This is a genomic window from Actinoplanes subtropicus (assembly GCF_000721705.1).
Classification (GTDB): domain Bacteria; phylum Actinomycetota; class Actinomycetes; order Mycobacteriales; family Micromonosporaceae; genus Actinoplanes; species Actinoplanes subtropicus.
On record NZ_JOJL01000048.1, the window covers coordinates 1 to 13,092 of the forward strand.

At 72.1% G+C, this 13,092-nt stretch carries 15 protein-coding genes; 11 read left to right on the plus strand and 4 right to left on the minus strand.

Annotation, left to right across the window (positions count from 1 at the left end):
* Positions 1-20: 20 nt before the first annotated feature.
* From IH26_RS0146165 to IH26_RS0146175, 3 genes are read right to left on the minus strand one after another with little or no spacing between them, the layout of a single operon-like run.
* On the minus strand, positions 21-1,205 hold the full coding sequence (locus tag IH26_RS0146165) for an MFS transporter (RefSeq protein WP_030442665.1): 1,185 nt from the start codon (positions 1,203-1,205) through the stop codon (positions 21-23).
* 6 nt (positions 1,206-1,211) lie between these two features.
* Positions 1,212-2,060: a DUF72 domain-containing protein gene (locus tag IH26_RS0146170; protein ID WP_030442666.1), complete on the minus strand. Its 849-nt coding sequence runs from the start codon at positions 2,058-2,060 to the stop codon at positions 1,212-1,214.
* A gap of 10 nt (positions 2,061-2,070) precedes the next feature.
* Positions 2,071-2,883: a hypothetical protein gene (locus tag IH26_RS0146175; RefSeq protein ID WP_157437756.1), complete on the minus strand. Its 813-nt coding sequence runs from the start codon at positions 2,881-2,883 to the stop codon at positions 2,071-2,073.
* Between the two features lie 146 nt (positions 2,884-3,029).
* Here IH26_RS0146175 and IH26_RS0146180 point away from each other — a divergent pair, with 146 nt between their 5' ends.
* From IH26_RS0146180 to IH26_RS0146210, 6 genes are all read left to right on the plus strand, one after another.
* Positions 3,030-4,001, plus strand: coding sequence for a hypothetical protein (locus tag IH26_RS0146180; protein WP_051809768.1), 972 nt, complete (start codon positions 3,030-3,032; stop codon positions 3,999-4,001).
* Between the two features lie 42 nt (positions 4,002-4,043).
* Positions 4,044-4,316, plus strand: a complete 273-nt coding sequence (locus IH26_RS0146185) for a hypothetical protein (protein ID WP_030442669.1) — start codon at positions 4,044-4,046, stop codon at positions 4,314-4,316.
* Positions 4,317-4,496: 180 nt separating this feature from the next.
* Entirely contained in the window at positions 4,497-4,895 is a 399-nt protein-coding gene (locus tag IH26_RS0146195) for a hypothetical protein (RefSeq protein ID WP_157437757.1), read from the plus strand.
* Between the two features lie 63 nt (positions 4,896-4,958).
* A complete protein-coding gene (locus IH26_RS0146200) occupies positions 4,959-5,312 on the plus strand; it encodes a DUF6204 family protein (protein WP_030442671.1) in 354 nt (117 codons plus the stop codon).
* Positions 5,313-5,460: 148 nt separating this feature from the next.
* A complete protein-coding gene (locus IH26_RS0146205) occupies positions 5,461-7,356 on the plus strand; it encodes an elongation factor G (protein ID WP_030442672.1) in 1,896 nt (631 codons plus the stop codon).
* A 32-nt stretch (positions 7,357-7,388) separates the two neighbouring features.
* Positions 7,389-8,087, plus strand: a complete 699-nt coding sequence (locus tag IH26_RS0146210; protein ID WP_030442673.1) for a Clp protease N-terminal domain-containing protein — start codon at positions 7,389-7,391, stop codon at positions 8,085-8,087.
* Here IH26_RS0146210 and IH26_RS0146215 read toward each other — a convergent pair.
* Positions 8,052-8,576 (minus strand): 2'-5' RNA ligase family protein, encoded by a 525-nt coding sequence (locus IH26_RS0146215; RefSeq protein ID WP_030442674.1) that lies wholly within the window; start codon positions 8,574-8,576, stop codon positions 8,052-8,054. The genes IH26_RS0146210 and IH26_RS0146215 overlap by 36 nt on opposite strands.
* 88 nt (positions 8,577-8,664) lie before the next feature.
* On the opposite strand from IH26_RS0146215, the gene IH26_RS0146220 reads away from it, so the two are divergent.
* The 5 genes from IH26_RS0146220 (at position 8,665) to IH26_RS0146240 (ending at position 13,073) form a co-directional block, all read left to right on the plus strand.
* Positions 8,665-9,606, plus strand: a complete 942-nt coding sequence (locus IH26_RS0146220) for an ABC transporter ATP-binding protein (RefSeq protein ID WP_030442675.1) — start codon at positions 8,665-8,667, stop codon at positions 9,604-9,606.
* Positions 9,603-10,379 (plus strand): ABC transporter permease, encoded by a 777-nt coding sequence (locus IH26_RS0146225; RefSeq protein ID WP_030442676.1) that lies wholly within the window; start codon positions 9,603-9,605, stop codon positions 10,377-10,379. The genes IH26_RS0146220 and IH26_RS0146225 overlap by 4 nt, the downstream gene beginning before the upstream one ends.
* 21 nt (positions 10,380-10,400) lie before the next feature.
* Positions 10,401-11,516, plus strand: a complete 1,116-nt coding sequence (locus tag IH26_RS0146230) for a sensor histidine kinase (RefSeq protein WP_245665989.1) — start codon at positions 10,401-10,403, stop codon at positions 11,514-11,516.
* Positions 11,513-12,124, plus strand: coding sequence for a response regulator transcription factor (locus IH26_RS0146235; protein WP_030442678.1), 612 nt, complete (start codon positions 11,513-11,515; stop codon positions 12,122-12,124). The genes IH26_RS0146230 and IH26_RS0146235 overlap by 4 nt, the downstream gene beginning before the upstream one ends.
* Before the next feature lie 103 nt (positions 12,125-12,227).
* Positions 12,228-13,073 (plus strand): sigma-70 family RNA polymerase sigma factor, encoded by an 846-nt coding sequence (locus IH26_RS0146240; RefSeq protein ID WP_030442679.1) that lies wholly within the window; start codon positions 12,228-12,230, stop codon positions 13,071-13,073.
* Positions 13,074-13,092 lie beyond the last annotated feature (19 nt).

A 13,092-nucleotide genomic window follows, 5' to 3' on the forward strand; every position in this document is an offset into this window, starting at 1 on the left:
GTAACCCGGGCACCGCGCTCTCACGGTGAGCCGGTCCGGCCGGCGACGACCGCGATGGCGGCGATCAGGAGAGCCGCGCACGTCGCCAGCGCCGGCAGCAGCCCGGCGTGGCCGGCGATGGCCGCGACCGTGAGCCCGCAGGCGATCGTGCCCAGGTAATCGGCCTGGGCCAGCAGCGAATGAACCGTGGCGCGCACCGCGGTGACGGTCTCGTTGTTGACCCAGATGGTGGCGAAGCTGCGGGTCAGCGGCAGCGCCCCGGCCGCCATCAGCACCGCCATGCCGCTGGCGAGCGCGTTCGGGGCGAGGGCCAGCCCGGCGATCCCGGCCGTGGCGGTCGCGGCGGCCGCCAGGTAGCCGCGGCGGACCGTGCCCGGCGTGCCGATGCGAGGCTGGACCAGGCGCAGGGCGGCCGCGCCGGCCAGGCACATGACCACGCCCAGCCCGGTGAGCCAGACGACCGGGTCGAGGCGCGGCGCGAGGGCGACCAGCCGCAGCGGGTAGAGCCGGCCGAACGTGCTGGTCACCCCGTTCACCAGCAGGGTGGCGGCGAAGATGGCGACCAGCACCCGGCTACCGCGCACCAGAAGTAAGCCGCCGGCCAGGAGGGACCACGCCGCGGGCCAGCGGTGCGCCGGTGCCGGGGCGAAGCGGCGCTCGCGGAACCCGGCCGCGACAAACAGGCCGAGGGCCAGCATCGCCGACCCGGCCAGCACGATCGCCGTCGGGCGGCCGGTGAGCCGGGCCAGGCCGCCGAGCGTGAGCAGCCCGGCGACGGTGCCGGTGAGCTGGGCCCGTTCGGCGCGGATCAGGACGGCCGGTACGCGGGCCGGTTCGTCCAGCTCGTCGCTGATCCAGGCCACGTCGGCGCCGCTCGCGAAGGTCCAGGACAGGCCCCAGAGCATCTGCGTGGCCAGCAGCGGCAGGAACCCGCGGACCAGCCCGGTCGTCAGCATGGCGGTGCCCATCAGCAGGTGCGACACGACCAGGGACCATTTCCGGCTGACGGTGTCGGCCAGCATGCCGGCGGGCACCTCGAACACCAGGCCGACCGCTGCCTGAGCCACCCCGATCAGGACGAGCCGTTCGGCGGGCATACGGGCGTCGACGACCAGGTACACGCTCGTGACCAGCCACCAGCCGCGGTGCAGCAGCGCCCGGCACCAGACCCACCGGGCGTAGACGGCGCCGAGGTCCACCGGCACAAGAAGTCAGAAGAGGGTCGGCGGCTCGTCGGGGGAGGCGAGGGGCGCCGGCGTGGGCAGCGGCTGCAGCGAGGGCAGAATCGCCCGTACGTCATCGTGAAATTGCCGGGCGAGCGAAGGGGCATCCGCGTTGTCGGGCGTGTGCAGGAAGACCGTCGGCGAGCGGCCCTCCCGCAGCCAGCCGGCCACGATCGGCACCCAGGGCTGCCAGCCGGCGACCGTCGCCGCTGGGTCGTCGCGGCCCAGGTAGCGGATGATCGGGCGGCCGGTGACCGCCGTGGTGCGCAGCGGCATGCGGGGCTTCTTGGTCCACGCGTCCCGTTCGGCGTCGCTGGTCGGCGGGTGGGCGAAGAATTTCGTGGTGTCGAACGGGATCCACTCGGCGCCCGCCTTCTCCAGCACGGCCTGCAGCGGGCCGGGCTCGGCGAAGAAGTCCCGGTGGCGCACTTCCACGGCGTACGGCAAATGGGCCGGAAGCCGCCGCAGGAAGGTCTCCAGGACGCTCAGGTCGCCGGGTCCGAAGGACCCCGGCAGCTGGATCCAGTACGCGTGGGCGCGCGGCCCGAGCGGCTCCATCGCGTGCCAGAACGCGCCGAGGTCTACATCGGTGAGGCGGCGCTCGTGGGTGACGGTCTTCGGGAGCTTCACCACGAAGCGGAACGACGGCGACGTCTGCGCGGCCCAGGACGCGACCGTCTCCCGGGCGGGCGTCGCGTAGAAGGTCGTGTTGCCCTCGACCGCGTCGCACCAGCCCGCATACGCCCGCAGTCGCTCGCCGGCCGGGAGCGCCCGGTCGACGAACCGGCCCTGCCAGGCCTTGAGCGACCACATCGCGCAGCCCACGTGAAGTCGCACGCGGACGAGACTAACCGATCAGCTGCCAGTCCATCCCGTGCCAGGACACCGGCGTGGACAGCGGCCGCCCCTCCAGCGGATCGCCGTCCTCCGGCCACAGCCCGGTCACCGCGATCTCCCCGATCGTCGCCGTACGGGACGAGTCGGTGTCGCCGAGCAGCGCCGCGGTCACCCCGGCCGCGGTCAGCATCGTGCGGGTCAGGTCCAGCCGCGGCGGGTGCGTGCCCAGGACGGCCGCCGCGGCGTCGGTCGCCTCCTCGAACGCCCGCCGCGCGGCGAGATCCACCGGCGAGGCCAGCATCCGGGCCAGCGCGGCGGCCAGGCCACCGTCGCCGGGCAGCAGACCGGCCAGATCCGGTACGGCCGGCGGCTCCTCCCCGCACACCTCGAACGTCGCCACCCACAGCGACCCGGACGTCTCGGTCCGCACCGGGCTGGCCGTGGCCGCCCACACCGCGGCCCGGAACAGGCCGTTGTGCAGCCGGCTGTCCGCGTTGTCGATCAGCCGGTCCAGGGCGTACCGGGCGATCAGCGCCAGGTCCCGGTCCACCTCGACCGTTGCGGCGCCCCGCTCGACCTGGTACTCGGCCTTCCCGTCATCGTCCACGACCAGGCAGAACGCGTCGCGGAAGCCGGCCTGGACGATCTCCCCGAAGACGGCCGCCCGGGGCGAGCCCGGCGGCATCGTCAGGATCGTGCTGGTGACGTCGTCGCGCATCCACCGCGCGTGATCGGTGATCGGCGGCGGGGCCGACCGGGAACGCGGCGCGGGCGGGCGGTAGGCGGCGGTACGCGGTCTGTCCGCGTATTCACGGAAGCGCATGGCCCGCATGCTCCCAGCGCCCCGGGCGGCGATGTCGCACCGTACGTCCGCCGTGACCCCGGCCGTTCGGGGTGGACTCGCTGGGCTACCGTTGCCTGGAAATCAGCCGCAGCCCGGCCGGGATGTCGAAACGCGGGGAGGTTTGCGTGGCCAACTCCCGCCGGTGGATGTGGTCCGCCGCGGCCGTCACGGCCGTCGCCGTGGTCGCCTATGGCCTGTACGCGGCGTTCGGTGGCTCCGCCGATCAGGTCGCGCCGGGCAGCCTGCAGCGGGCGGCGCTGACCGCCTGGCCGAGCGAGTCGAACACCGGCGTGCCCTCCGGGACCAGCCTGACCGCGTACGACGGGCCCTGTCAGATCACCGACGACAACACCGTGATCGACGCGAAGACGGTGAACTGCGGCCCGGACGGGCTGAGCGTCCGCGCCGCCAACCTGGTCATCAGCAACAGCAAGGTCAACGGCGTGATCCGGCTGGACACCGACCGGGCCGGGGCCAAGGGCTGGTCGATGTCCGTACGCTTCTCCGAGGTCGACGCCGGCGTCAAGCCGCTGGCCGCCATCTGCTGCGGCAACCTCACCGTCGACCGGGTCAACGTGCACGGCGGCGTCACGGCGGTGCAGTGTGAGGCGTCCGGGCCGACCTCCGGCGGCGACCCGGCCCCGAAGTGCACCGTCCGCGACTCGTACCTGCACGGTCAGCAGCTCCCCCGGAACCAGCAGTGGCATCTCGGCGGGTTCCTGACCGAGGGCGGCGACACGACGGTCACCCTCGACCACAACTACGTGATCTGCAACGCCCCGGTGTATCCGCCCGACGGCGGTTGCACGGGCGACATCAACCTGCTCGGCAACTTCGGGATCATCCACGGCGTCACGATCACCAACAACAAGCTGGGCGCCACCCCGAACCTGTCCTACTGCACGTTCGGCGGCAGCAGCGGCAAGGGTTTCGGGCCGCAGGCGCACGACATCGTCTACCGCGGCAACGTCTTCGAGCGCGGCACGACCGGCAAGTGCGGCCAGTACGGCGCGGTCACCGACTTCGCCAAGGCCGGCCCGGGAAACGTCTGGACCGGTAACAAGTACGACGACGGCACCCCGATCCCCGCGCCCTGACCGGCGACCCGGACGCACTCGCCCGATCGGAACACGCCGCTGGTGGCGCTCCTCAACCAGCTCGGTGCCGAGCTCGACCCGGTGTTGCAGAGCAACGGGATTCAGTGGCTGAGTCTCTCGGAGGCCGAGCGGCAGGAGGTGGCGCTGCAAGTGCTGGCGCGGCTGCCGGTGTTGTGGATCTGGGACAACGTCGAGCCGGTCGCCGGATTCCCGGCCGGGACGCCGTCGGCGTGGACCGCGGATGAGCAGCGCGGATTGCGCGACTTCTTGCAGGCGGCGTCGCAGACCCGGGCGCGGATGCTGTTGACCTCGTGACGGGATGAACGCGACTGGCTCGGCGATCTGCCGGCCCGCGTCCGGCTGCCCGCCATGCCGATGCGCGAACGCATCCAGTTCACCCAGGGTCTGGCCGCCCGGCACGGTCACCGGATCACCGATGTGGCGGACTGGCGGCCGCTGCTGCGCTAAAGCGACGGCAACCCGCTCACCATTACCGTGTTGGTCGGACAGGCCCTGCGCGCCGGGTACACCACCAACGCGCAGATCGAGGAATTCGTCGCCCAGGGGGCCAGCCTGCGGACCTCCGACAATTGGTCGGGCAGCGCGTACCGGGCCGCGGTCGTGCGGAGCACCAACGACGCGCTGGACTGGCTGCGCTGGGCCCGGTGGAGCGGGCTGGCCGCCGCCTTCACCGTGTTCGCGGTCGGGCTCCTCGGGCTGATCGGTGTCGCCGCCCGGCCCACGCCGAAGGCCACCACGACCGCCGTCGTCGTCGACCGGAACGGCGCCGCCTGGTGCGGGCCGATCGGGCGTACCGCCGGCGGCCGGCTCACCGTCAACGGCTCCCCGGTCGCCGGCGTCCGCGACGTCACCGTGGTCGCCGCCGGTAAATGAGGGTGCTCAACCCGCCCGCGGGCCGGATACTGGCGCGCGCAACTGTCATCGGGAGGGTGAGACATGAGCCGGACGATCCGGGTCACCGTGCGGGGTAGCTTCGACAAGCTGAGCGAGGCGCAGCTGGCCGAGCTGGTCGCCGCCCGGGCGGAGCACGATTTGATGAACACGGCGTACACGGCCGAGGGGTATCTCGCCTACGACCTGCCGGGCCGGCCGTTCTTCACGTTCCGGTTCCTGGCCACCGCCGAGGAGCAGGACGAGATTCCGGCGATCACCGCCGACGCCGAACAGCGGGCGGCCGCGTGGATGGCCGAGCGGGGGTACCCGGTGAAGAACCTGACCGCGCAGGCCGTCGACATGTCCGAGGTGCCGCTGGGTAGCCGCGGGAAGCGAGAAGCCGGGCGCCGCAGGTAACGGGCGCCGCAGGTAAATCGGTTGCCGCCCGGCGGCGTACCTGGTGAGGTTGGTCCGTCCGAGTTGCCGAGTGAGGAGTGTCCCGCGATGCGAGCTGCGTTTCTGTCCGACCAGGAAGGATTCCGGCTCACCATGAGGGACAGGACGCTTGGCTACGCTCAATCTCGGCATTCTGGCGCACGTCGACGCCGGTAAGACCAGTCTCACCGAGCGGCTGCTGTATGCCGCCGGGGTCATCGACGAGCTCGGCAGTGTCGACGCGGGCAGCACCCGTACCGACACGCTCGAGCTGGAACGCCGCCGCGGTATCACGATCAAGTCGGCGGTGGTGTCGTTCCCGCTGCGCGGCACCACGGTCAACCTGATCGACACGCCCGGCCACCCGGATTTCATCGCCGAGGTGGAGCGGGTGCTCGGCGTGCTCGACGGCGCGGTGCTGGTGATCTCGGCGGTCGAGGGGGTGCAGGCGCAGACCCGGGTGCTCGCCCGCACGCTGCACCGGCTGCGCATCCCCACGCTGATCTTCGTGAACAAGATCGATCGGGTCGGTGCGCGGTTCGCGGGGCTGCTCGACGAGATCAGCGCCCGGGTGTCGCCGGCGCTCGTGCCGATGAGCGAGGTCACCGACCTCGGCACCCGGGGCGCGGCGGTGGCCGAGCGGGTGGATCTGCTGCGGCTGGCCGACCACGACGACGCGGTGCTGGCCGCGCTGGTCGAGGAGCGGACGCCGCCGCCGGTGCGCGCGCACGACGACGTGCACCCGGTGTTCTTCGGCTCGGCGATCACCGGCGCCGGCATCGACGAGCTGATCGGCGGGATAGTCGATCTTGCGCCGGCGGCGACGAACGGCAGGGCCGGCGGGGCGGTCTTCAAGATCGATCGGGGGCCGGCCGGGGAGCGGATCGCCTACCTGCGGATGTTCGACGGCGTTTTGCGGGTACGCGACACGATCGGGCCTGACCGGGTCACCGGCATCGACGTGTTCACCGACGGCGGCACGCAGCCGCGCGCCGAGCTGACGCCGGGGCAGATCGGCACCGTCCGCGGGCTCGGTCACGTCCGGATCGGCGACACGGTAGGCGTACGCACCCGAAAAGCGCGGCAAGCGCAATTCGCCCCGCCCAGCCTGGAAACCGCCGTGCTCGCGTCCCGCCGGGCCGACCTGCACGCGGCGCTGGCCGAACTGGCCGAGCAGGATCCGCTGATCAACCTGCGGCAGGACGACGAGCGCCGCGAGGTGTACGTGTCGCTCTACGGCGAGGTGCAGAAGGAGGTCATCCAGGCCACCCTCGCCGAGCAGTACGGCCTTCAGGTCAGCTTCCGGGAGACCACCACCCTGCACATCGAGCGGCTGGCCGGCGCGGGAAGAGCGGTCGAGTTCAACAAGGTCGACCCGAACCCGTTCCTGGCCACGGTCGGCCTGCGGGTGCGGCCGGGGAGCGACGGGGTGACCTTCGATCTGGCGGTGGAGCCGGGGTCGATGCCGCCGGCGTTCTTCGCGGCGGTCGAGCAGACCGTGCGGGAGACGCTGCGGCAGGGGCTGCGCGGCTGGCCGGTCCCCGACTGCGCGGTCACCATGACCCACTCGGGGTATTCGGCGCGGCAGAGTCACTCGCACGCGGTCTTCGACAAGAGCATGTCGAGTACGGCGGGCGACTTCCGCAACCTCACCCCGCTGGTCCTGATGGCCGCGCTGCGGCAGGCGGGAACCGTGGTGCACGAGCCGATCCACGCGTTCACCGCCGAGGTGCCGCCGGACACGATCCCGGCGGTGCTGCCCCTGCTGGCCCGGCTCGGCGCGATTCCCCTGGCCACCGGCGCCCACGGCGTCGACGGCGAGATCCCGGCGGCGATGGTCCACGAGCTGCAGCGGCGGCTGCCGGGGCTGACCCGGGGCGAAGGGGTGCTGGAGAGCGCTTTCGACCACTATGCGGCCGTACGGGGGAAGCCGCCCGTCCGGGAGCGCACCGGCCCGGATCCCCTCGACCGCAAGGAGTACCTGCTGCGCGTGCTGCGTCTCAGGACATCGTCAACGTCAGGTTGACCACGACGGTACGTCAACCTAGGGTTGACGACATGACGCAAACTTCCCCGCCCGTGCGGCTCGACGACCTGATCACCGCGATTCACCGGGCCCGGCCCGACGACGCCCTCCAGCAGCTCTCCGACGCCGTACTGCTGGGCGACCACCTCGGGGAGCTCGCCGACCACCTGATCGGCCACTTCGTCGACCAGGCCCGCCGCTCCGGCGCCTCCTGGACCGACATCGGCCGCAGCATGGGCGTCAGCAAGCAGGCCGCGCAGAAACGGTTCGTGGCCAAGGGCGACCAGGGCTTCGACCGGTTCTCCACGGTGGCCCGCACGGCGGTGGTGGCCTCGATGAAGCAGGCGAAGACCCACGGCCACCACGAGATCGTCCCCACCCACCTGCTGCTCGGCGTACTCGATGTGCCGGAAGGCCTCGCGGCGCGGGCGCTGCTCGCCCAAGGTCTCGACCTCGATGCCGTTCGCGCGGCGGCGGAGGCCGCCCTCCCGGCGCCGGCCGACGGCGGCGAGGAACCCGTCCTGATCCCCTACGACGCCGCCTCGCGCAAGGTGCTCGAGCTGACCTTCCGCGAGGCGTTGCGGCTCGACCAGCAGACCGTCGGCACCGGGCACATCCTGCTCGCGCTCCTGGAAGAGCAGGAGGCGACGCTGGCCGGCCTGAAAGTCATCAAGGACCGGATCGACGCGTACGTGTCAGCCGAGGGGGAAGAGGGCACGGGTCAGCCATGAGCCCCCGGGCTCGGGCCGGCCGGTGATCAGCCGCAGCGTGTCGACCCGGGCCCGGATCGGCAGCCGCGGCAGCACCGCCTCGCCGGCCGCCTTCAGCACGTCGACGGGGTGGTCGTGCCCGACGGTCAGGTGCGGCACGACCTCCTCGAACGCCCCGTCGTACGGCCGCACCCCGGGAAACCGGGCGGTCACCGCGGCGGTCAGCCGCAGAAACGGCGAAGCCGGCGACGGCGCCAGCCACACCACCCGGTCGGCGAACCAGCCCAGCCGGTCGAAGGCCACGAAGAACGCCGGCACCGTGGCGGCGGCCCGCCCGAGCGTGTCCAGGACGTGCGCGGAGATCTCGGCCGGCGGCAGGAACGGGAACAGGACCGTCACATGCGCCGGCACGCCCCAGCTCGCGGCCTGGTCGAACAGCTCGCGGTGCGGCGCGACGACCGGCTCCACCTCGGGAACGGTGACGATGAGGGCGCTCTGGCTCGCTTCCATCGACACAGTTTGAACCCTGACAGATGTCATGGCGGGGAGATGACGCGCGACCCCCCGCGTGTCACCCCCGCCGGGCCACGATGAGGGCATGACGTTAACCGCGACACCCGGCACCGCGGCCCGCGGCGCCGCCGAACCGGCCGTCGACCTCGACGGCGTCGTCAAGCGCTTCGGGGCCGTGACGGCCGTCGACGGCATCAGCCTGCGGATCCGCCCCGGCGAGGTGGTCGCCCTGCTCGGCCCGAACGGGGCCGGCAAGACCACCACGGTCGACATGCTTCTCGGCCTCGCCCAGCCGACCGAGGGCTCGGTGCGGGTGTACGGCCGCAAGCCGCACGACGCTGTCGCCCTCGGCCTGGTCTCCGCGGTCATGCAGACCGGCGGCCTGCTCAAGGACTACACCGTCGAGGAGACCGTGCGGCTGACCGCGGTGCTGTTCGGCAAGCCGCCGGGCTCGGCCGACGAGGCCCTGGACCGGGCCGGGATCGCCGACATCGGCAAGCGGCTGGTCGGCAAGTGCTCGGGCGGGCAGCAGCAGCGGTTGCGGTTCGCGATGGCCCTGCTGCCCGACCCGGAGCTGCTGATCCTGGACGAGCCGACGACCGGCATGGACGTCGGCGGTCGGCACGACTTCTGGCAGGCGATCCGCCGGGACGCGCAGGGCGGCCGGACGGTCATCTTCGCCACGCACTACCTGGAGGAGGCCGACGCGTACGCGGACCGGGTGGTTTTCGTCCGTCGCGGCCGGATCGTCGCGGACGGCACCGCCGCCGAGGTCAAGTCCCTGGCCTCTGGCCGGACCGTGCGGGCGACGCTGGCCGGCGCGGTCGAGGCCGATCTTCGCGACCGGACCGGCGCGGAGAAGGTCGAGGTCCGCGGCGACACCGTCTACCTGCACGGCCGGGACACCGACGCGATCGCCCGGTACCTGCTCAACGAGACCCCCGCCCGCGACCTGGAGATCACCTCGCGGAATCTCGAGGAAGCGTTCCTCACGCTCACCGCCGATGACACGGAGCCTGCGAAATGACCGTTCTGACGGAGAGGTCCCTGCCGCGCTTCGGCGGTTTCAGCCTCGGGATGATCAAGCTGGAACTGCGCCGGATGATGCGCAACCGGCGTACGGTGATCTTCACGCTGGTCATGCCGGCCGTGTTCTTCCTGCTGTTCGGCACCAACGCCAAGACCCGGCACGAGACGGTCGGCGGCGGCAACGTCACCGGCTACATCCTGGTCAGCATGGCCGTCTACGGCGCGATGCTGGCCACCACGAGCGGCGGCGCGATGGTGAGCATCGAACGCGCCGCCGGGTGGAGCCGGCAGCTTCGCCTGACCCCGCTCAAGCCGGTCGCCTACATCGCCGTGAAACTCGTGCTCGCGATGATCATCGGGTTGGTGTCGGTGGCCGTCGCGTTCGCGGTCGGCTCGGTATCGGGGGCGAAGCTGCCGGCTCACGCCTGGATCGAGTGCGGCCTGCTGGCCTGGGTGTGCGCGCTGGTGTTCGCCGCGTTCGGCCTGTTCATGGGGTATCTGCTGCCCAGCGAGAACGTCATGCAGATCCTCGGGCCGGTGCTGGCGGTGCTGTCGTTCGCCGGGGGACTGTTCGCCCCGCTGGACACCTTCGGCCACACCTTCGCGACGATCGCCAAATTCACTCCGGTGTACGGGGTGGGCCAGCTGGCCCGCTACCCGCTGACCCACGACGGCAACCTGTGGCTGGCGGTCGCCAACGTCGCCGCCTGGACGCTGATCTTCTCGATCGGGGCGATGTGGCGGTTCCGCCGCGACACGGCCCGCGTCTGAGGCTGGGATAGCGTGATGACCGTGGCCGAACAGTCCGAGAGGTATGACTGGGGACGCCGGTACGGCTGGCTGTTCGCCGCGGTCTGGTTGTTCTACCTGGGTGAGCCGGTCGGCGCCCTGAGCAAGCATCCGGATCCGGTCTGGCGGGTCGTCGGCCTGGTCGCGGTGGCCGCGTTCGGGGTCTCCTACCTGCTCATGGTCCGGCTGGCCAGCCTGGTGCGGAACTCGCCGGTCCGGACCAGGCCGTTCGTGGCCCGGGCGGCGCTCGGCATCGCGACCATGCTGGTGCTGTTCCTGCTCCAGATTCCGGGCGCCGGGGCGCACGCGCTCAGCTGTCTGGTGTACGTCGCGGCGTTCGGCATGGTCGCCCTGCCGCTGCCCGCCGGCATCACGCTCGCCGCATTCCTGGCCACTCTCGCCGAGGCGCTGCCGGGCGTGGTGCCCGGCTGGCGCGACAACGGCTACGGCCTGGCCGTGCTGCTCGGCTCGCTGGCGACCTGGGGCATCCGGCTGGCCACCCTGCGGCAGAACCGGTTGGTGGCGGCCCAGCAGGAGATCTCGGATCTGGCCGTGCAGAACGAGCGGGCCCGCATCGCCGCCGACCTGCACGACATCCTCGGTCACTCGCTGACCGTCGTCGCCGTGAAGGCCGAGCTGGCCCAGCGGCTGCTGGACGTGGATGTCGAGCGGGCCCGCAAGGAGCTGGCCGACCTGGAGGGGCTGGCCCGCGACGCGCTCTCCGACGTGCGGTCCACGGCGATGGGCATGCGCGGCATCTCGCTGCCGGGCGAGATCGCCGCCGCCCGGGAGGCCCTGGCCGCGGCGAACGTGCAGGCCAGCCTGCCGGGCGCGGCCGACGAGGTGCCCAGCCGCAACCGGGAGCTGTTCGCCTGGACGATCCGCGAGGCGGTCACCAACATCGTGCGGCACAGCAAGGCCCGGCACGTCTCGGTCGTCCTCGCCGCGCAGAGCGTGGAGATCGTCGACGACGGGGTAGGCGTTTCTTCGCAAAACGGAAATAATGGACAAGGTCTCGCCGGGCTGCGCCGGCGGGCGGAAGCGCTGGGCGGGAAACTCACGGTGGGGGGCCGTGCGGACCAGCCGGGATTCCGCGTACGGGTGGAGGTCCCGTCATGATCAAGTTGTTGCTCGCCGACGACCAGGCCCTGGTCCGCGGCGCGATGGCCGCCCTGCTCGACATGGAGCCCGACATCAAGGTGGTCGCCGAGGTCGGCCGCGGCGACCAGGTCCTTCCGGCGGCCCGCGACCACGACGTCGACGTGGCCCTGCTGGACGTCGAGATGCCCGGCATCGACGGCGTCGCCGCCGCCCGTGAGCTGCACAAACACCTCCCGGCCGTCCGGGTGCTGATGGTCACCACGTTCGGCCGGGCCGGCTACCTGCGCCAGGCGATGGCCGCCGGGGCCAGCGGCTTCATCGTCAAGGACACCCCGGCCCGGCAGCTGGCCGACGCGGTCCGCCGGGTGCACGAGGGCCTGCGCGTGGTCGACCCGGATCTGGCCGCCCAGTCGCTGGCTCAGGGCGAGTCCCCGCTGACCGAACGGGAGGCCGACGTGCTGCGCGCGGCCCGCGACGGCGGCACGGTCGCCGACATCGCCCGCGCGCTGCGCCTGTCCGAGGGCACCGTGCGTAACCACCTGTCCTCGGCGATCGGCAAGACCGGCGCCCGTACCCGCGCCGAGGCCGTGCGCCTGGCCCTGGACAACGGTTGGCTGCTTTCTTGAGATAACCCGAGGCGAAGCAACCGGGCGGCAACCGTGAGTGACCGTTTGCTGCACCCGGCGCCCCGAAAAGTTCTCCCCGCAACCACACAGGGGGGAACCGAAGATGAGCGCCGGTACGAAGAGCGTCACCCGTGAGCAGGAGCAGCTGATCCGCGACAACATGGCCCTGGTCGGCCACATGGTCCGGGAGATGCTGTTCAAGGTGCCGCCCCACGTGCACCGCGACGACCTCGCCTCGGCCGGCTACACCGCCCTGGTGACCGCCGCCCAGGCGTACGACGCCGGCCGGGGCATCCCGTTCGGCCGGTTCGCCGCCATGCGGGTCCGCGGCGCCCTGCTCGACGAGCTGCGCAGCATGGACTGGGCGACCCGCTCGGTGCGGGCCCGGGCCCGCCGAGCGGATGTCGCCCGGCAGGAGCTGACCGCCAAGCTGGGCCGCACCCCGACCCCGACCGAGCTGGCCGAGCTGCTCGGCGTCGCGGTGAGCGAGCTGTCGAACGTCGACGACGACGTGCAGCGCGCCGCGGTGCTGTCGCTGCAGGGCTTCTCGGCCGGCACCGCCGAGGACATGGTCACCGAGACCGACCTGAACCCGGAGGAGATGCTGCTGCACCGGGAGCGGATCGGCTACCTGCACGACGCGGTCGCCGTGCTGCCCGAGCGGCTGCGGTTCGTGGTCGAGGCGTCGTTCCTGCAGGAGCGGCCGCTCGCGGAGGTGGCCGCCGAGCTGGGCGTCACCGAGTCGCGGGTGTCGCAGCTGCGTACCGAGGCCCTGGCGCTGCTCAAGGACGGCCTGGCCACGCACATGGAGCAGCAGGAGACCGGCTCGGCCAAGGACGGCTGCGTGGCCCGCCGCCGCGCCGTGTACGCCGCGCAGATCGCCGCCCGCAGCACCATGTCGACCCGGCTGGCCGCCACCGACGTGCACGGCCTGCGCAAGGCGGCGTGACACTCTTCTCTAATATCGC

Excerpts from the sequence above, each read along its gene's own strand:
- IH26_RS0146175 (WP_157437756.1), bottom strand. The coding sequence starts at position 2,883 with ATGCGCTTCCGTGAATACGCGGACAGACCGCGTACCGCCGCCTACCGC.
- IH26_RS0146200 (WP_030442671.1), top strand. The coding sequence starts at position 4,959 with ATGAGCCGGACGATCCGGGTCACCGTGCGGGGTAGCTTCGACAAGCTG.
- IH26_RS0146210 (WP_030442673.1), top strand. The coding sequence starts at position 7,389 with ATGACGCAAACTTCCCCGCCCGTGCGGCTCGACGACCTGATCACCGCG.
- IH26_RS0146215 (WP_030442674.1), bottom strand. The coding sequence starts at position 8,576 with ATGGAAGCGAGCCAGAGCGCCCTCATCGTCACCGTTCCCGAGGTGGAG.
- IH26_RS0146220 (WP_030442675.1), top strand. The coding sequence starts at position 8,665 with ATGACGTTAACCGCGACACCCGGCACCGCGGCCCGCGGCGCCGCCGAA.
- IH26_RS0146225 (WP_030442676.1), top strand. The coding sequence starts at position 9,603 with ATGACCGTTCTGACGGAGAGGTCCCTGCCGCGCTTCGGCGGTTTCAGC.
- IH26_RS0146235 (WP_030442678.1), top strand. The coding sequence starts at position 11,513 with ATGATCAAGTTGTTGCTCGCCGACGACCAGGCCCTGGTCCGCGGCGCG.
- IH26_RS0146240 (WP_030442679.1), top strand. The coding sequence starts at position 12,228 with ATGAGCGCCGGTACGAAGAGCGTCACCCGTGAGCAGGAGCAGCTGATC.